General features: G+C 60.9%; 18 protein-coding genes and 1 pseudogene. 9 read left to right on the top strand and 10 right to left on the bottom strand.

Annotated elements, in window-relative coordinates; genetic code table 11:
• Nucleotides 1-54 precede the first annotated feature (54 nt).
• The 8 genes from rseP to rpsB all read right to left on the bottom strand — a co-directional run bounded on the left by rseP (nt 55) and on the right by rpsB (nt 7,531).
• Nucleotides 55-1,407, bottom strand: coding sequence for an RIP metalloprotease RseP (rseP, locus tag N4Q37_RS07650; protein WP_260956606.1), 1,353 nt, complete (start codon nt 1,405-1,407; stop codon nt 55-57).
• Between the two features lie 52 nt (nt 1,408-1,459).
• A complete protein-coding gene (gene ispC, locus N4Q37_RS07645) occupies nt 1,460-2,650 on the bottom strand; it encodes a 1-deoxy-D-xylulose-5-phosphate reductoisomerase (protein WP_260956604.1) in 1,191 nt (396 codons plus the stop codon).
• Nucleotides 2,647-3,453, bottom strand: coding sequence for a phosphatidate cytidylyltransferase (locus N4Q37_RS07640; protein ID WP_260956602.1), 807 nt, complete (start codon nt 3,451-3,453; stop codon nt 2,647-2,649). Before N4Q37_RS07640 ends, ispC begins: the two co-directional genes overlap by 4 nt.
• Nucleotides 3,453-4,208, bottom strand: coding sequence for a polyprenyl diphosphate synthase (gene uppS, locus N4Q37_RS07635; RefSeq protein ID WP_260956600.1), 756 nt, complete (start codon nt 4,206-4,208; stop codon nt 3,453-3,455). Before uppS ends, N4Q37_RS07640 begins: the two co-directional genes overlap by 1 nt.
• Before the next feature lie 13 nt (nt 4,209-4,221).
• Nucleotides 4,222-4,779 (bottom strand): ribosome recycling factor, encoded by a 558-nt coding sequence (frr, locus tag N4Q37_RS07630; protein ID WP_260956598.1) that lies wholly within the window; start codon nt 4,777-4,779, stop codon nt 4,222-4,224.
• On the bottom strand, nt 4,776-5,519 hold the full coding sequence (gene pyrH / locus N4Q37_RS07625) for a UMP kinase (protein ID WP_003198235.1): 744 nt from the start codon (nt 5,517-5,519) through the stop codon (nt 4,776-4,778). Before pyrH ends, frr begins: the two co-directional genes overlap by 4 nt.
• A gap of 214 nt (nt 5,520-5,733) precedes the next feature.
• Nucleotides 5,734-6,600 (bottom strand): translation elongation factor Ts, encoded by an 867-nt coding sequence (gene tsf, locus N4Q37_RS07620; RefSeq protein ID WP_260956587.1) that lies wholly within the window; start codon nt 6,598-6,600, stop codon nt 5,734-5,736.
• Between the two features lie 193 nt (nt 6,601-6,793).
• Nucleotides 6,794-7,531: a 30S ribosomal protein S2 gene (gene rpsB, locus N4Q37_RS07615; RefSeq protein WP_033034560.1), complete on the bottom strand. Its 738-nt coding sequence runs from the start codon at nt 7,529-7,531 to the stop codon at nt 6,794-6,796.
• Between the two features lie 347 nt (nt 7,532-7,878).
• Between rpsB and map the strand changes: the two genes are divergently transcribed.
• The 4 genes and pseudogenes from map to N4Q37_RS07595 form a co-directional block, all read left to right on the top strand.
• Entirely contained in the window at nt 7,879-8,661 is a 783-nt protein-coding gene (map, locus tag N4Q37_RS07610; RefSeq protein WP_053118843.1) for a type I methionyl aminopeptidase, read from the top strand.
• 38 nt (nt 8,662-8,699) lie between these two features.
• Nucleotides 8,700-11,402, top strand: coding sequence for a [protein-PII] uridylyltransferase (locus N4Q37_RS07605; RefSeq protein ID WP_260956577.1), 2,703 nt, complete (start codon nt 8,700-8,702; stop codon nt 11,400-11,402).
• A gap of 62 nt (nt 11,403-11,464) precedes the next feature.
• Nucleotides 11,465-12,664, top strand: a complete 1,200-nt coding sequence (gene dapC, locus N4Q37_RS07600) for a succinyldiaminopimelate transaminase (RefSeq protein WP_260956575.1) — start codon at nt 11,465-11,467, stop codon at nt 12,662-12,664.
• A 254-nt stretch (nt 12,665-12,918) separates the two neighbouring features.
• A pseudogene (locus tag N4Q37_RS07595) lies at nt 12,919-13,159 on the top strand (Fis family transcriptional regulator); the annotation flags it as partial.
• A 37-nt stretch (nt 13,160-13,196) separates the two neighbouring features.
• Here N4Q37_RS07595 and N4Q37_RS07590 read toward each other — a convergent pair.
• Nucleotides 13,197-13,556: a DUF6124 family protein gene (locus N4Q37_RS07590; protein ID WP_260956574.1), complete on the bottom strand. Its 360-nt coding sequence runs from the start codon at nt 13,554-13,556 to the stop codon at nt 13,197-13,199.
• A 608-nt stretch (nt 13,557-14,164) separates the two neighbouring features.
• Here N4Q37_RS07590 and N4Q37_RS07585 point away from each other — a divergent pair.
• From N4Q37_RS07585 to N4Q37_RS07565, 5 genes are all read left to right on the top strand, one after another.
• A complete protein-coding gene (locus tag N4Q37_RS07585) occupies nt 14,165-14,560 on the top strand; it encodes a type II toxin-antitoxin system PemK/MazF family toxin (protein WP_260956572.1) in 396 nt (131 codons plus the stop codon).
• Nucleotides 14,561-14,655: 95 nt separating this feature from the next.
• Nucleotides 14,656-15,018 (top strand): ArsC family reductase, encoded by a 363-nt coding sequence (locus N4Q37_RS07580; RefSeq protein ID WP_260956570.1) that lies wholly within the window; start codon nt 14,656-14,658, stop codon nt 15,016-15,018.
• Between the two features lie 32 nt (nt 15,019-15,050).
• Complete coding sequence (gene dapD / locus N4Q37_RS07575; RefSeq protein ID WP_260956568.1) at nt 15,051-16,085, top strand: 2,3,4,5-tetrahydropyridine-2,6-dicarboxylate N-succinyltransferase; 1,035 nt, start codon at nt 15,051-15,053, stop codon at nt 16,083-16,085.
• A 73-nt stretch (nt 16,086-16,158) separates the two neighbouring features.
• The gene (locus tag N4Q37_RS07570; protein ID WP_260956565.1) at nt 16,159-17,364 is read left to right on the top strand and encodes an aminotransferase class V-fold PLP-dependent enzyme; all 1,206 of its coding nucleotides are present in this window, start codon (nt 16,159-16,161) and stop codon (nt 17,362-17,364) included.
• Entirely contained in the window at nt 17,361-17,765 is a 405-nt protein-coding gene (locus tag N4Q37_RS07565) for a SufE family protein (RefSeq protein ID WP_260956563.1), read from the top strand. Before N4Q37_RS07570 ends, N4Q37_RS07565 begins: the two co-directional genes overlap by 4 nt.
• Nucleotides 17,766-17,806: 41 nt before the next feature.
• Here N4Q37_RS07565 and tcdA read toward each other — a convergent pair whose 3' ends face one another.
• Complete coding sequence (gene tcdA, locus N4Q37_RS07560; protein ID WP_260956561.1) at nt 17,807-18,625, bottom strand: tRNA cyclic N6-threonylcarbamoyladenosine(37) synthase TcdA; 819 nt, start codon at nt 18,623-18,625, stop codon at nt 17,807-17,809.
• Nucleotides 18,626-18,645 lie beyond the last annotated feature (20 nt).

Genomic DNA, 18,645 nt, shown 5'->3' with positions numbered 1-18,645 from the left:
CTGGCAATAAACAAACTGCCGCAAAATGCGGCAGGTTCGCAATTCAGCGAAGCGTTACAGGCGACCCAGATCGTTGACCAAGGCAAGCAGCATGACCCCGACCACCAAGCTGATACCGATCTGTACCCCCCAACCTTGCACCCGATCCGACAAGGGACGACCACGCGCCCACTCGATCAGATAAAACAGCAAATGCCCCCCATCGAGTACAGGAATGGGCAGCAAATTCAGAACTCCCAGGCTAATGCTCAGATAAGCAAGGAAATTCAGGAAATCGGCAACGCCCGACTGGGCAGAAGCGCCCGCCACTTTAGCAATGGTTATCGGTCCACTCAAGTTTTTTACCGAGAGCTCGCCGAACAACATTTTCTTGAGCGAGTCGAGGGTCAGGACACTCATGTTCCAAGTGCGACGCGCCCCCTCGCCAATCGCCGCCACGGGGCCAAAGCTGACCTCGCGCACCATTTCCGGCGGCCATTCGACGGCCTTGACACCCGCCCCCAGGTAGCCGGTCGGCGCCTTGCTTTCGCCACGGACGGCCAGGGTGACCGGGACGTCGATTGGAACACCGTCACGCTCAACGCGCAGCACAATTTTGGTATCAGGACGTACACGAACCAAGTCGACCACTTGCTGCCAGTCGCTGACCGATTGCCCATCGAATGCCAGCAGCCGGTCACCGGTCTTCAGGCCCGCAGCCTGGGCCGGGCCTTTCGGATCGAGCTCGGCCAGCACCGGCGGCAGCGCGGGACGCCATGGGCGTATGCCCAGGGAACGAATCGGGTCCGGCTCGTCAGCCCCCTTGAGCCAATTATCCAACACCAGTTCCCGGGGCGAATCCACCGTGGAGCCCTGCTCGCGCACTATCAATTGCAACGAACCGCTCTCACCCAGGCGACGCACCAGTTGCAGGTTGACCGCCGCCCATCCCGACGTCGGCTCGCCATCGATCGCAACGATTTCCTGTCCCGCCCCCAACCCGGCCCGTGCCGCGACGCTGCCGACCTCGACCGCACCGATGACCGGGCGCACCTGCTCGCTGCCCAACATGGCCAGCGCCCAGAAAAACACCATGGCCAGCAGGAAATTAGCGATGGGCCCCGCCGCCACGATGGCGATGCGCTGCCGGACGGACTTGCGATTGAACGATTGATCGAGCAGATCGGCGGGCACTTCGCCTTCACGCTCATCGAGCATCTTCACGTAGCCGCCCAGCGGGATCGCCGCCACGACGAACTCCGTGCCAGTCTTGTCATGCCAGCGCAGTAGCGGCATGCCGAAGCCGACGGAAAAGCGCAGCACCTTGACGCCACAGCGACGCGCGACCCAGAAATGACCGAATTCGTGAAAAGTGACCAACACCCCCAGCGCAACCAGGGTGCCGACAATCATATAGAGCGCGCTCATCAGTTTTCTCCGCAATCCTGTCCAGGGCAGCCCTGGCTAACGTACCGCAGTTTCAACGCCCGTGGCGCTTCAACCACTGGCCGGCCAGCTCACGAGCCCTGGCGTCGGCCGTGAATACCGTGTCGAGATCGTCGACCGAAACAACCGCCTCGAGATTCAAGACTTCCTCGATCATACTCGCGATCTCGAGATAACGGACACGTCCGTCGAGAAACGCCGCAACCGCCACCTCATTAGCGGCATTGAGCATGGCCGGCGCACTGCCGCCCGCCTCGGCCGCCTGTCGCGCCAGGCGCAGGCAAGGGAAACGCAGTTCATCAGGGGCCTGGAAATCCAGGCGGGCAATGGCGAACAAGTCCAACGGCGCTACACCCGAGTCAATCCGCTCCGGCCAGGCCAGCGCGTTGGCAATCGGGGTGCGCATATCCGGGTTACCCAACTGGGCCAGCACCGAACCGTCGACATAGTCCACCAGGGAGTGGATAACGCTCTGCGGATGGACCACGACCTCGACCTGGGACGGCTTGGCATCGAACAGCCAGCACGCCTCGATCAGCTCCAGCCCCTTGTTCATCATGCTCGCCGAGTCCACGGAAATCTTGCGGCCCATGGACCAGTTGGGATGCGCACACGCCTGTTCGGGCGAAACATGCGTCAGCTCTTCCAGCGGTGTCTGTCGGAACGGGCCGCCGGAGGCTGTCAGGAGGATCCGACGAACGCCCACCGCGCCCAGGCCACGGGAAAAGTCCTGCGGCATGCATTGAAAAATCGCGTTGTGCTCGCTGTCGATGGGCAGCAACACCGAACCACTCTTGCGCACCGCCTGCATGAACAGCGCGCCAGACATTACCAGCGCTTCTTTATTGGCCAGGAGGATCTTCTTGCCAGCCTCCACGGCGGCCAGCGTCGGACGCAAGCCCGCAGCACCGACAATCGCCGCCATCACCGCGTCGACCCGTGGGTCGGCAGCCACCTGGCACAACCCCTCCTCCCCCACCAGTACCTGCGTGGACAAGCCGGCGGCGCGCAGATCACCCTGCAGCGTCCGCGCCAAGCCCGCCTGAGGCACCACGGCGAACTGCGGCACATGCCGTATACACAAGGCCAGCAATTCACTCAGACGCGAGTAACCGCTAAGGGCAAACACCTGGTAGCGCTCCGGGTGCCGGCCAATGACGTCAAGCGTACTCAGGCCAATCGAACCGGTCGCCCCCAGGACGGTGATCTGCTGGGGACGATTCACGATGCCGCCATCCACAGCAGCACGGCGAAGATCGGTACCGCCGCGGTCAGGCTGTCGATGCGATCGAGCACGCCGCCGTGCCCTGGCAAGAGGTTACTGCTGTCCTTGATGCCGGACTGGCGCTTGAACATGCTCTCGGTCAGGTCGCCGACGACCGACACGAACACGATGAGCGCGGCGCCAATCAACCCCATGAACAACTGGGCGACCGTCCAATCCCGTACGAAAGCGACCACGGTGGTGATCACCAGGCTGAGGGCAAGCCCGCCATAGACCCCTTCCCAGCTCTTGCCAGGGCTGACCTTGGGTGCAAGCTTGCGCTTGCCAAAGGCCTTGCCGGAGAAATAGGCCCCGACATCGGCGCCCCAGACCAGAATCATCACAGCCATGATCTGCCAGTTACCGAGCACACCTTGCTTGATCCAGATGAGCCCTTGCCAGGCAGGTAGCAGGATCAGCAGGCCAATCAACAGCTTGGTGGCGGTGTTGGCCCAATGGTGCGAGGTCCGTGGATAGGTCAAGACCAGGAAGGTCGCCGCGGACCACCACAAGACGGCAGCCCCCAGCACCCAAGGTGCGAGCCCCGGTACCAGGTACAGGATGAACAGCATCGCCGCCACGGCAGCGGCATAGGCCACGCGCGCCGACTGCGTGGGAAAACCCGCCAGCCGCGCCCACTCCCATGCCCCCAGCGTCACGACCAGCCCGATGAACAGGGCGAAGTTCGCCCCTTCGAGCAAGAAGAACCCGCCCAAGGCGATAGGCAACAGGATAAGCGCTGTAATGATTCGTTGTTTGAGCATTAAACCCCGGCTCCAGCTTCGATCTGCTCGCTCGTTTTACCGAAACGACGCTGACGGGAAGCGAAATCGGCCAGTGCGGTGCGCATGGCTTCGTGTTTGAAGTCCGGCCAGAACAGGTCGGAGAAATACAGCTCGGCGTAGGCCAGCTGCCAAAGCAGGAAATTGCTGATGCGGTGCTCACCACCGGTGCGGATGCACAGGTCCGGCAACGGCAAGTCGCCCGTCGCCAGACAAGTCTGCAACAGCTCGGGACTGATATCCTCCGGCCGCAGATGGCCGGCCTGGACTTCCCGCGCCAGCCGCTGGGCCGCCTGGGCAATGTCCCACTGACCGCCGTAGTTGGCGGCGATCTGCAGGACAAAGCGGTCGGCACCCGCCGTCGCGGCCTCGGCTTCGCGCATCGCAGCCTGTAGCTCAGGATGGAAGCGCGAGCGATCGCCGATGATGCGCAGGCTGATCTTGTTCTCGTTGAGGCGCTTGGCCTCACGACGCAAGGCCTTGAGGAACAGCTCCATCAAGGCACTGACCTCATCGGCAGGGCGCTGCCAGTTTTCGCTGGAGAAAGCGAACAGGGTCAACACCTCGACACCGGCCTCGGCGCACACTTCAATGACCGCGCGCACCGCATCGACCCCGGCCTTGTGCCCGGCAACCCCAGGCAGAAAACGCTTCTTCGCCCAGCGGTTATTCCCATCCATGATGATCGCCACGTGGCGCGGCACCGCGAACGACACGGCCTGCTTGGTCTTTTCCATGAAAGCGAGACCCTTATACGGCCATCAGGTCTTTTTCTTTCTGGGCCAGATCGGCGTCGATCCTAGCCACGTACTTCTTGGTCAGGTCGTCGATCTCGCCTGTGGCGCGGCGCTCTTCGTCTTCGCTGATTTCCTTTTCCTTGACCAGGTCCTTGAGGGAGCTGTTGGCATCCCGACGAATGTTGCGCACAGCAACACGAGCGTCTTCCGCCACATCACGGGCCTGCTTGGTGAAGCCCTTGCGGGTTTCCTCGGTCAGGGCCGGCATGGAGATCAACAGCAGTTCACCCAGGTTGGTCGGGTTCAGGTTCAGGCCGGCACTGCCAATGGCCTTGTCGACAGCGGCGAGCATGTTGCGCTCGAAGGCCACCACCTGCAGGGTACGAGCGTCCTTGACGGTGATGTTGGCCACTTGCTTGATCGGGGTATCGGCGCCGTAGTACGGCACCATCACGCCTTCAAGGATGCTGGGGTGCGCCTGGCCGGTGCGGATGCGACCGAAGTTGTGGGCCAGGGACTCCAGGGATTTCTTCATGCGCTGTTCAGCGTCTTGCTTGATTTCGTTGATCATTGCTGGACTTCCTCGATCAGTGTTCCTTCGGCGCCGCCGTGGACGATGTTCAGCAGGGCACCGGGCTTGTTCATATTAAAGACGCGCAGCGGCATCTTGTGGTCGCGGCACAGGCAGATAGCCGTCAGGTCCATGACACCCAGCTTGCGATCCAGCACTTCATCGTAGGTCAGATGATCGAACTTCTCGGCATGCGGGTCCTTGAACGGGTCAGCAGTGTAGACACCATCGACCTTGGTGGCCTTGAGCACGACATCGGCATCGATCTCGATCGCTCGCAGGCAGGCAGCCGAATCCGTGGTGAAGAACGGATTACCGGTACCGGCGGCGAAAATCACCACTTCCTTGGAGTTGAGGTGACGCATCGCCTTGCGACGGTCGTAGTGGTCCGTCACGCCGACCATGGAAATGGCCGACATCACGATGGCCGAGATATTGGCACGCTCCAGCGCATCACGCATAGCGAGGGCGTTCATCACAGTGGCCAGCATGCCCATGTGGTCGCCCGTGACCCGATCCATGCCGGCCGCGCTCAGCGCCGCACCGCGGAACAGGTTGCCACCACCGATGACCAGGCCGACCTGGACACCTATTCCGACCAACTGGCCGACTTCCAGGGCCATGCGATCGAGCACTTTCGGATCGATCCCGAACTCTTCCGAGCCCATCAGGGCCTCGCCGCTAAGCTTGAGTAGAATGCGTTTATAGCGAGCCTGATAACCACTGCCCTGCTGAGCCATTGCGAATCTCTCCTGCGGCGTATTTTTTCGAAAATTCTGTGCAAGCTGTTTGCAGCCCGCGTTCACAGTCATTTGACGCTGACACAGCGCCATCGGAACACGGCTTTGTAAGCCAGTTCCGACAGGAAACCAATAAAAATCGGCATCCTCATCCAAAAAGAGGCTGCGCGCGTGAGCGGGCAGCCTCTTCTGGGCGACAGTTGAAAAAACCGTCTTATTGCTTGCTGGCAGCAGCTACCTGGGCAGCAACTTCTTCAGCGAAGTTGTCGACCGGTTTCTCGATGCCTTCACCTACGGCGAAGCGAGTGAAGGAAACGATTTCAGCGCCGCCCTTCTTGGCCAGGGCACCCACGGTGATTTCTGGATCCTTGACGAAGGCTTGCTCAACCAGGCTGGCTTCGGCCAGGAACTTGCTGATACGGCCACCGATCATTTTTTCAACGATTTCGGCAGGCTTGCCTTTCATCTTGTCTTCGTTGAGCTGCAGGAACACGGCTTTTTCGCGTTCGATAGCTTCAGCGGACACTTGCGATGGCAGCAGGAACTCAGGGTTGCTGGCAGCTACGTGCATGGCGATGTCCTTGGCCAGTTCAGCAGAACCGCCCTTGAGGACAACAGCAACACCGATCTTGTTACCGTGCAGGTAAGTACCAACCACGTCACCTTCAACGCGAGTCAGACGACGGATGTTGACGTTTTCGCCAGTCTTGCCTACCAGGACCAGGCGAGCTGCTTCCTGAGCTTCGATCAGCGGAGCTGCGTCGGTCAGTTTGTCAGCGAAGGCTTTCTCGACGCTGGCAGCGACGAATGCCTTGAAGTCGTCCTGCAGAGCCAGGAAGTCGGTCTGGGAGTTGACTTCCAGCAGAACGGCGGCCTTGCCGTCGTCCTTGATGGCGATGGCGCCTTCAGCGGCAACGTTGCCTGCTTTCTTGGCAGCCTTGATGGCGCCCGAAGCACGCATGTCATCAATGGCTTTCTCGATGTCGCCGCCAGCCTTGGTCAGGGCCTTCTTGCAATCCATCATGCCTTCGCCGGTACGCTCGCGCAGTTCTTTGACCAACGCTGCAGTAATCTCTGCCATTTCAAAATCCTCTTGGATAGGTTTTCAACCATTCCACCCGACCGAACGGGCGATCAATTCTTCCTGAAAACCACTGTTTATAGGCCTCGGCAGATTACAAACAGGCAATTGCGCGGGCGACGAATGGTTTTCGAGGTGGCAAAAAGGGGGCCAAGCCCCCTTTTTGCTTACTGAGTCAACGCCAGGGCGTCAATTACTCAGCGGCTGCTGCCGGAGCTTCTTCAGCGAAGACTTCGGTGCCGCCTTGAACGTTATTGCGACCACGGATAACAGCGTCAGCCATCGAACCCATGTACAGCTGGATGGCGCGGATGGCGTCATCGTTGCCTGGGATGATGTAGTCAACGCCTTCCGGGCTGCTGTTGGTATCGACAACGCCGATGACCGGGATGCCCAGCTTGTTGGCTTCGGTGATCGCGATGCGCTCGTGATCAACGTCGATCACGAACAGTGCGTCAGGCAGACCGCCCATGTCCTTGATACCGCCCAGGGAACGGTCCAGCTTTTCAAGATCGCGAGTGCGCATCAGCGCTTCTTTCTTGGTCAGCTTGGCGAAAGTGCCGTCTTCGGACTGGACTTCAAGGTCACGCAGACGCTTGATGGAAGCGCGAATGGTCTTGAAGTTGGTCAGCATGCCGCCCAACCAGCGGTGATCGACGTACGGCGAACCGCAACGTGCTGCTTCTTCAGCAACGATCTTGCCAGCGGAACGCTTGGTGCCGACGAACAGAATCTTGTTTTTGCCCTGGGCCAGGCGCTCTACGAAGGTCAGTGCTTCGTTGAACATTGGCAGGGTTTTTTCAAGGTTGATGATGTGGATCTTGTTACGCGCGCCGAAAATGTACTTGCCCATTTTCGGGTTCCAGTAACGGGTCTGGTGACCGAAGTGCACACCGGCCTTCAGCATATCGCGCATGTTGACTTGGGACATGATAGTTCCTTGATAAGTCGGGTTTGGCCTCCACGTATCCCAATGACCAACCAGAGGCTATATATAAGCCAAAGGCACCCAGGTCATCGTGTCGACACGTGTGTGGATTTAAGCTTGCGGGGTCATCCCCGGAAAGCGGCGCATTTTATACCACAGCAAGGGAGAAAACGGAACATGGATTCTGAATTCCTCCATGGCGAGGGGATTTGCCCCTTCACCATAGAGTTCCAGCCATAGAGCTCTTTGCGCCGATCGTCTGTTAGAATCGGCACTTTCAGGGCCACGGGACTCATCCTCCGCCGCCCATTCCGTTTTGAACAGCGCCGTCGGGCGCAGAGAGAGCCTGTATGACCGTTACCCTCAAGACCCCCGAGGACATCGCAAAAATGCGCGTCGCCGGCAAACTCGCCGCCGAAGTGCTGGAAATGATTGCCGACTATGTCAAGCCGGGCGTCACCACCGAGGAGCTGGACCGCATCTGCCACGACTATATCGTCAACGAGCAGAAGGCGATCCCGGCCCCGCTCAACTATAAAGGCTTCCCGAAGTCGATCTGCACCTCGATCAACCACGTGGTCTGCCACGGCATCCCCAACGAAAAACCGTTGAAGGATGGCGACACCCTGAACATCGACGTCACCGTCATCAAGGACGGCTACCACGGCGACACCAGCCGCATGTTCCATGTCGGCAACGTCCCGGAGTGGGCCCAGCGCCTGTCGAAGGTCACCCAGGAATGCATGTACATGGCCATCGAACTGGTGAAACCGGGCTGCCGCCTCGGCGACATCGGCGAGGTGATCCAGAAGCACGCCCAGAAGAACGGCTTCTCGGTGGTACGTGAATTCTGCGGCCATGGCATCGGCAAGGTATTCCACGAAGAACCGCAGATCCTGCACTACGGCCGCGCCGGCACCGGCATGGAGCTGCAAGCGGGCATGACCTTCACCATCGAGCCGATGATCAACCAGGGGCGCGCCGACACCAAGGTACTGGGCGACGGCTGGACCGCCATCACCAAGGACCGCAAGCTGTCTGCCCAGTGGGAACACACGCTGCTGGTGACCGAGACCGGCTACGAGATCTTCACCCTGCGCAGCGATGACACTATTGCGCGCGTTTCCGCCTGATCCGAACCCAGCCTATAGATAGAAAGGAAAGCGATTCAATGCCGCAGGTGGATCCCGAACTCTTCGACCGCGGCCAGTTCCAGGCTGAACTGGCCCTGAAGGCAAGCCCCATCCCGGCGTTCAAGAAAGCGATCCGCCAGGCCCGCGAAGTGCTCGACCAGCGTTTTCGCAATGGTCGCGACATTCGGCGATTGATCGAAGACCGGGCCTGGTTCGTCGATAACATCCTGCAGAAGGCCTGGGAGCAGTTCAACTGGAGCCTGGACGCCGACATCGCCCTGGTGGCGGTGGGCGGCTATGGCCGCGGCGAACTGCACCCCTACTCCGACATCGATCTGCTGATCTTGCTGGACAACGCCGATCATGAGGTTTTCCGCGACTCCATCGAGCGTTTCCTGACGCTGCTATGGGACATCGGCCTGGAAGTCGGCCAGAGCGTGCGTTCGGTGCAGGAATGTGCCGACGAGGCCCGCGCCGACCTGACAGTGATCACCAACCTGATGGAAAGCCGCACCATCGCCGGTCCCGAGCACCTGCGCCAGCGCATGCTCGAGGTGACCAGCACGGCGCATATGTGGCCGAGCAAGGACTTCTTCCTGGCCAAGCACGCCGAACAGAAGGCCCGGCACCACAAGTACAACGACACCGAATACAACCTGGAACCCAACGTCAAGGGTTCGCCCGGCGGGCTGCGGGACATCCAGACGATCCTCTGGGTGGCCCGCCGCCAATATGGCACGCTGAACCTGCGGGCCCTGGCGGGCGAAGGTTTCCTAGTGGAAAGCGAAAACGCCCTGCTGGCCTCGTCCCAGGAATTCCTGTGGAAAGTCCGCTACGCCCTGCACATGCTGGCCGGGCGCGCCGAAGACCGTTTGCTGTTCGATCACCAGCGTTCGATTGCCGACCTGCTGGGGTTCACCGGGCAGGATGCCAAGCAATCCATTGAAAACTTCATGCAGCAGTACTATCGGGTGGTTATGAGCATCGCCCAGCTCAGCGAGTTGATCATCCAGCACTTCGAAGAAGTCATCCTCGCCCCGGAAGATGAAGAACCGCCGCAGCCGATCAACTCACGCTTCCAGTTGCATGATGGCTACATCGAGGCGCGCAACGCCAATGTGTTCCGCCGCACCCCCTTCGCCATGCTCGAAATCTTCGTGCTCATGGCCCAGCAGCCGGAAATCAAGGGCGTACGCGCCGACACGATTCGCCTGCTGCGGGAAAACCGTCATCTGATCGATAAGGATTTCCGCCACGACATCCGCAACACCAGCCTGTTCATCGAGCTGTTCAAGTGCAAGATCGGCGTGCACCGCAACCTGCGGCGCATGAACCGCTACGGCATCCTGGGGCGCTACCTGCCGGAGTTTGGTTTCATCGTCGGGCAAATGCAGCACGACCTGTTCCACATCTATACCGTCGATGCCCACACGCTGAACCTGATCAAACACCTGCGCAAACTGCAGTACACCCAGGTGTCGGAGAAATTCCCGCTGGCCAGCAAGCTCATGGGCAAGCTGCCCAAGCCCGAGCTGATCTACATGGCGGGGCTGTATCACGACATCGGCAAAGGCCGCCAGGGCGACCACTCGGAGGTCGGCGCCGTGGATGCGGAGGCGTTCTGCCAACGCCACCAGTTGCCTACCTGGGACAGCCGACTGATCGTCTGGCTGGTACAGAACCACTTGCTCATGTCGACCACGGCCCAGCGCAAGGACCTGTCCGACCCACAAGTGATCCACGACTTCGCCCAGATCGTCGGCGACGAGACCCGCCTGGATTATCTCTATGTGCTGACGGTGGCCGACATCAACGCCACCAACCCGACCCTATGGAACTCCTGGCGCGCCAGCCTGTTGCGCCAGCTCTACACCGAGACCAAGCGTGCCTTGCGCCGCGGCCTGGAGAATCCGGTCGATCGCGAGGAGCAGATCCGCCGTACCCAAAGTGCCGCCCTGGACATCCTGGTACGCGGCGGTACCGATCCGGACGATGTCGAGCAGCTCTGGTCGCAACTGGGCGATGACTACTTCCTGCGCCATACCGCCGGCGACGTGGCCTGGCACAGCGACGCGATCCTCCAGCAACCGGCCGACGCAGGCCCCCTGGTACTGATCAAGGAAACCACCCAGCGCGAGTTCGAGGGTGGCACCCAGATCTTCATCTACGCACCGGACCAGCATGATTTCTTTGCCGTGACCGTGGCCGCGATGGACCAGCTCAACCTCAACATCCACGACGCCCGGATCATCACCTCCAGCAGCCAGTTCACCCTCGACACCTACATCGTGCTCGACACCGACGGCGACTCGATTGGTGACAACCCGGCACGGATCAAACAGATTCGCGACGGTCTCACCGAAGCCCTGCGCAACCCGGCGGACTACCCGACCATCATCCAGCGCCGGGTGCCGCGCCAGCTCAAGCACTTCGCCTTCGCCCCCCAGGTCACGATCCACAACGACGCCCAGCGCCAGGTCACGGTGCTGGAACTCAGCGCCCCGGACCGCCCGGGCCTGCTGGCGCGGGTCGGGCACATATTCCTGGAGTTCGACCTGTCACTGCAGAACGCCAAGATCGCTACCCTCGGCGAGCGGGTGGAAGACGTCTTTCTCATCACCGACGCGCATAACCAGCCGCTGTCCGATCCGCACCTATGCAGTCGCTTGCAGGAGGCAATGGAACAGCACTTGAGCGTCAATCAGGAACCCGATGGCCACCTGACGCGCATTAATATCTGAACGAACACATTTTTCCCTGTGGGAGCGGCGGTGCGGCGCCCCCACATTGAACGAGGCTCCGAATGAACAACGCTCTGTCCCAGCTCCAGCCCTACCCGTTCGAAAAACTGCGCGCCCTGCTCGGCAGCGTCACGCCTAATCCGGACAAGCGCCCGATCGCGTTGTCCATTGGCGAGCCCAAGCACCGTTCGCCAAGTTTCGTGGCTGAAGCCCTGGCCAGCAATCTGGAAAAAATGGCCGTGTACCCGACCACCCTCGGCCTGCCGGAGTTGCGCGAAGCCATCACCGGCTGGTGCGAGCGCCGCTTCAACGTGCCAAACGGCTGGCTGGACCCGGCGCGCCATGTGCTGCCGGTCAATGGCACCCGCGAAGCGCTCTTCGCCTTCACCCAGACCGTGGTCAACCGCGGCGACGATGCCCTGGTCGTCAGCCCGAACCCGTTCTACCAGATCTACGAAGGCGCAGCGTTCCTGGCCGGGGCCAAGCCGCATTACCTGCCGTGCCTGGACGAAAACGGTTTCAACCCGGACTTCGATGCCGTCTCGCCCGACATCTGGAAACGCTGCCAGATCCTGTTCCTGTGCTCGCCCGGTAACCCGACCGGCGCGCTGATTCCTGTGGACGTGCTGAAAAAACTCATCGCCCTGGCCGACGAGTACGACTTCGTGATCGCGGCGGATGAGTGCTACAGCGAACTGTACTTCGACGAACAAACCCCGCCGCCGGGCCTGCTCAGCGCCTGCGTCGAACTGGGTCGCAAGGACTTCAAACGCTGCGTGGTGTTCCACAGCCTGTCCAAGCGCTCCAACCTGCCAGGTTTACGCTCAGGTTTCGTGGCCGGCGATACAGATGTCCTCAAGGGCTTCTTGCTGTACCGCACCTACCACGGCTGCGCGATGCCGGTTCAGACCCAACTGGCGAGCGTCGCGGCCTGGAACGACGAAGTGCACGTACGCGCCAACCGTGCGCTGTACCGGGAGAAATTCGACGCCGTGCTGGAGATCCTCAGCCCGGTGCTGGACGTGCAGCGTCCCGACGGCAGTTTCTACCTGTGGCCAAACGTAGCGGGCGACGATGCGGCGTTCTGCCGTGACCTGTTCGAACAGGAACACGTGACCGTGGTGCCGGGTTCCTACCTGTCCCGCGACGTGGATGGCGTCAACCCAGGCGCCGGCCGCGTGCGCATGGCCCTGGTCGCGCCATTGGCCGAATGCGTGGAAGCGGCGGAGCGGATTCGGGCGTTCATCCAGCGTCGCGGATGATGGGACGTATCGGTTGAACACTAAACTTGTGGCGAGGGAGCAAGCTCCCTTGCCACAAGAGCTCTCTGACCCGGCATCAATCTTCGCTGTCTGACATTGCCTCATTGCGAGCAGACTCGCCCCAACACTGGCGGCAGCGCTTACCGCATCCAGACCTCCATTGAGAGTAGGAACCCCGTACAGAATCCCAGCGACGCCAAAGTTGCGCAATGCACCTATTTCGATACATTTCGCTGATGACTGAGGTACCGCAAATGAACAAGCATATTGGATCTGATTTTGATGACTTCCTCGCCGAGCAACGCATTGCCGAAGAGGTTTCCGCGGCTGCGCTCAACCGTGTTATTTCCTGGCAGATTGCCGAAGCAATGAAGCCAGAAAGCGACCAAAAAGCCCCTAGCAAAGTAGATGCATACCAGTCGCACGGCCGTTGATTGTGCGCTCGACCAGAACGACGCAGGAATGACGCTGGCAACGCTTGCCAGCGCAGCGCGTGGCGAACAGGCTCACGATAAGGTCGGCACTTATTACATCAGGTCCGAAGCTCTACCCGATCCAGAGCCTTGTTCGCCAACAACGCTCCCAACTCAATCATCTGCGCCACCCCCAACGCCACATGCCGCCGCGAGCCCTCCAGGCCAAACGCCAGGTCGTTGAGCATCGCATTGGCCGAGGCCAGGGTTTCGCTGAGGTTGGCTAGCATGGCTTCGGTATCAACGCTGTCCGACACGGTGAACAACTGTACCGAGGGCTTGGGGTCTGACTCGCCGCCGTCAGGCTTGAGGTAATGATCCAGCGCACGATCAGCGGCTTCTTGCAGTTTTTCGGGGGCATAGTCGCCGTAGGGGAACGTGGTGGCTGGTTTTGGAGGATTCGGCGTTTCTTTGATCATGTTATTGCTCCTAGGGGAATTAGAAGCCGCCACCGAGTCTTCTCACGGACTGGAAGGTGGCAGCCGTACGCGGGGTGAGAATCCGAACCCCCTAGAAGCCCGGCCATGCCAAAGCATGCCCGCGCACAGCCGCCATAACATAATGCCCAGACGAAAAGCGCCTGCACTTTATATGGTCGGCGCCTGCGCGCCTACTAGGGGAAATCGGATTCTCACGTCCGGTCGCTGAATTGGCAGCGACACCCAGAGGCTAGAGCCCTCGCTTCCGACGGACAACCTTAAAAACTTGTCGGAAACTTCGGCGCGTCTGTCAGACCACGATGTCCTGCTCAGACAAGAAAAGAAATAAAACGAACTCCGATAAGTGAAGCCATTGATTTCGTTGGCTTAATACACCGACACATGCCATGCAACGCTGTGACGAGGGTTCAAGTTGGCTTGAGTTCGCTATTTCCGATAGCCATAATCGACCTCGTCACCAGCGAGAGCTGGCAGGAGTCTGGGTCCCTCTCGGGGTTGAGCCAGCGGCGCAGAAAGGGCGAAGCAAGCTCAACTGCGCGTCGATTGAAGCCGCCTTCGGGCGGCTTTGCTTTTTATGAGGATAAGGAATGCCTCTCTATTACCATCCCAAGCAAGGCGATGTTCTTCTGTGCGACTTCACACGGGGCTTTGTCGCTCCCGAAATGCTGAAGATACGCAAGGTCGTAGTGATATCCCCTACAGCCACACACCATCGCAAGCTCTGTACCGTGGTACCGATATCTTCGACGGCTCCAAAAACTCAGCTCGACTGGCATCACTTGCTCCGCACCAATCCGCTCCAGTCCGATGGTTACAAAGAGCTGTGGGTGAAGTGCGACATGATTTACACCGTGAGTTTTGAGCGTTTGGACAAGCTGCATAAAAAGACCAGATCCAAGGGCCGAGAGTATTTTGTCCCTCGCCTCGGTTCTGAAGACATGCAAGGGGTGATCACCGGCGTGAAGGCGTACCTCCCACTCTGAAAGACCGCAAATCAACCCTGAGCCGTCGCGAAACCATCCGGTCATGGCATAATCCTTCACCTTTTATTCCCAGCACCTGCAAAGGGGGCAGTTCCTTGACCGATTCAAGCAAAACGTTGCACCTTTTCGGCATCAAAGCCTGTGACACGATGAAAAAAGCGCGCACCTGGCTCGATGAACACGCTGTACGCTACGACTTCCACGACTACAAGAGCGCCGGCATCGACCGTGAGCACCTGACCCAATGGTGCGACGAGCATGGCTGGCAAGTGGTGTTGAACCGGGCCGGTACGACCTTTCGCAAACTCGACGACGAACGCAAAGCCGATCTCGACCAAGCGAAAGCCATCGAACTGATGCTCGCCCAACCCTCGATGATCAAGCGCCCGGTGCTCGATCTCGGTGACCGAACCCTGATTGGCTTCAAGCCAGATAGTTATGCGGCAGAAATCAAGTAAGCCTGCCCAGCCCATTTTGTAGAGGTAATTTCATGTCCACTACCCTGTTCAGCCTGGCCTTCGGCGTTGGCACTCAAAACCGTGAAGGCGCCTGGCTGGAAGTGTTCTACGCCCAGCCACTGCTCAAGCCATCGGCTGATATCGTCGCCGCCGTCGCGCCGATCCTTGGCTACAGCGAAGGCAACCAGGCCATCACCTTCACCACCACCCAGGCTTCGCAATTGGCAGACGCGCTCAAGGGCGTCGATGCCGCGCAAGCCGCGCTGCTGACCCGCCTGGCCGAAAGCCACAAGCCGCTGGTCGCCACCCTGCTGGCTGAAGACGCGCCACTGAGTTCCACCCCCGAGGCCTACCTCAAGCTACACCTGTTGTCCCATCGCCTGGTCAAGCCCCACGGCCTGAACCTGGCCGGCATCTTCCCGCTGTTGCCAAACGTGGCCTGGACCAGCCAGGGCGCGATTGACCTGAGCGAACTGGCCGAGCACCAGCTCGAAGCCCGCCTGCGTGGCGAGCTGCTGGAAGTGTTCTCGGTGGACAAATTCCCGAAGATGACCGACTACGTTGTCCCGGCCGGCGTGCGCATTGCCGATGCCGCCCGTCTGCGCCTGGGCGCCTATGTGGGCGAAGGCACCACCGTGATGCACGAAGGTTTCGTCAACTTCAACGCCGGCACCGAAGGCCCGGGCATGATCGAAGGCCGTGTCTCGGCAGGCGTGTTCGTCGGCAAGGGCTCGGACCTGGGCGGCGGTTGCTCGACCATGGGCACCCTGTCGGGCGGTGGCAACATCGTGATCAAGGTTGGCGAAGGCTGCCTGATCGGCGCCAACGCCGGTATCGGTATCCCGTTGGGCGACCGCAATACCGTGGAGTCGGGCCTGTACGTGACCGCCGGCACCAAAGTGGCGCTGCTGGATGAGAACAACCAACTGGTCAAAGTGGTCAAGGCCCGCGACCTGGCCGGCCAGCCCGACCTGTTGTTCCGTCGCAACTCCGAAACCGGCGCAGTGGAATGCAAGACCCACAAGTCGGCCATCGAGCTGAACGAAGCACTGCACGCGCATAACTAAGCCGCTTCACCGTCACCTGTGGGAGCAAGCCCGCTCCCACAGGGTCCGGCGTAACCCAGCAGGGCCCGAAAGCATGTTGATACCCTCTCCCTGGCGTGCCGACTTTCCGGCCATCGCCGCCCTGCAACGGCAAGGCCAGACCTACCTGGACAACGCCGCCACCACGCAAAAACCCCAAGCCCTGCTCGATGCCCTGGCGCACTACTACGCCAACGGCGCGGCCAACGTGCACCGTGCGCAACATTTGCCGGGCGCACACGCCACCCAGGCGTTCGAGGACAGCCGTCTCAAGGTCGCGCAATGGCTCAATGCGGGAAACAGCGGGCAAATCATCTTCACCCATGGCGCCACGTCGGCGCTGAATCTGCTGGCCTACGGGCTGGAACATCTATTCAACCCAGGCGACGAAATCGTCATCAGCGCCCTGGAACACCACGCCAACCTGCTGCCCTGGCAACAACTGGCCGAGCGGCGCGCATTGTCGCTGGTGGTGCTGCCATTGGACGTGGACGGCGTGATCGACCTGGATGCGGCGGCCGACCTGATCGGTCCGCGCACACGCCTGTTGGCGGTGAGCCAGTTGTCCAACGTGCTGGGCACCTGGCAGCCGCTGCCGGTGCTACTGGCCTTGGCCAAGGCCCAAGGCGCGCTGACGGTGATCGACGGCGCCCAGGGCGTGGTCCACGGGCGCCACGATGTGCAGGCGCTGGGCTGCGATTTCTACGTATTTTCCAGCCACAAGCTCTACGGCCCGGACGGGCTCGGCGTGCTGTTTGGCCGTACCGAAGCGCTTGGCCACCTGCGCCACTGGCAGTTCGGCGGCGAAATGGTGCAACAAGCGGACTACCACAACGCGACCTTCCGTCCGGCACCGCTGGGCTTTGAAGCCGGTACACCACCGATTGCCAGCGTGATCGGCTTGGGCGCGACCCTGGATTACCTGGCCGGTCTCGACGCACAAGCCGTCGTCGACCACGAGGCGGCGCTGCACGACTACCTGCTCCACGGCCTGCTGGCGCGCAACGACGTACGCCTGGTGGGCCATCCGCACCTGGCCCTGGTGAGTTTCGTCGTCGACGGCATCCACAATGCCGACCTGGCGCACCTGCTGACCGAGCAAGGCATCGCGGTGCGTGCCGGACATCACTGCGCGATGCCGCTGTTCAGGCATTTGAAGCTGTCGGGGGCGATTCGGGTGTCGTTGGGGCTGTACAACGACTCGGCCGACCTTGAACGCTTCTTCGAAGCCCTGGACCAAGCCCTGGAGCTGCTGCGATGAACCTGCCAACCGAGGCCGCTGCCGCGCTGCAAATCTTTCAGGACGCGTCCGGTTGGGAACAACGCGCGCGGCTGCTGATGCAATGGGGTGAACGCCTGCCGCCGCTGGATGATGCGGACAAGTGCGAGGCCAACCTCGTCCACGGCTGTGAAAGCCAGGTGTGGCTGGTGGGCCGACTGGAGAACGGGCATTGGCTGTTTTCCGCCAGCAGCGATGCGCGGTTGATCCGGGGGTTGGTGGCGTTGCTGCTGGCGCGGGTCAATGGGTTGTCGGCGACCGAGTTGCGGCAAGTGGACTTGCCGGACTGGTTCAACCAACTGGGCCTGTCGCGGCAGCTTTCGCCGTCACGCAGCAATGGGTTGAATGCGGTGTTGAAGCGAATGTTCGAGTTGGCGCAATAACGTCTGTGGCGAGGAAGCAAGCTCCCTCGCCACAACAGCGCTCACTGCGCAGGCTTGGCCCTATCAGCCGGCCGCCGCACCCCCGCCACGATCTTATCCACAGCCTTGGTCGCCGCGACCATGCCGAACGTTGCCGTCACCATCATCACCGCGCCGAACCCACCGGCGCAGTCGAGTTTCACCCCGTCGCCGACAAAACTCTTCTGCAAGCAGATGCTGCCGTCCGGTTTCGGATAGCGCAGTTGTTCGGTAGAGAACACGCACGGCACGCTGTAGTGACGGGTCACCGTACGGGAAAATCCGTAGTCGCGGCGTAAGGTGGAACGCACTTTCGAGGCCAGCGGATCGTTGAACGTACGGTTCAGGTCGCAGACCTGGATCAACGTCGGGTCGATCTGCCCGCCCGCTCCGCCGGTGGTGATGATCTGGATCTTGCGGCGCTTGCACCAGGCGATCAATGCCGCCTTGGCGTTGACGCTGTCGATGCAGTCGATCACGCAGTCAATGTTCGGCGTAATGTATTCGGCCATGGTGTCGCGGGTGACGAAATCCGCCACGGCATGCACGGTGCAGTCGGGGTTGATCCCGCGCAGGCGCTCGGCCATGACGTCGACCTTGGGCTTGCCCACTGTGCTGTCCAGCGCGTGCAACTGACGGTTGGCATTGCTGACGCAAACGTCGTCCAGATCGAACAGCGAAATCTCGCCCACGCCACAACGGGCGACGGCCTCCGCCGCCCAGGAACCGACCCCGCCGACGCCGACAATCGCCACATGGGCCGCCCGCAAGCGCTCAAGGCCTTCGAGGCCATATAGACGGGCGATGCCGGCAAACCGTGGATCTTCTGTACTCATGACCATTACCCCAAAAACCGGCGCGC

This window comes from Pseudomonas citri, assembly GCF_025336485.1.
Lineage (GTDB): Bacteria > Pseudomonadota > Gammaproteobacteria > Pseudomonadales > Pseudomonadaceae > Aquipseudomonas > Aquipseudomonas citri.
The sequence above is the reverse complement of the archived record's forward strand: the minus strand, read 5'-3'. Positions and strand labels throughout refer to the sequence as shown.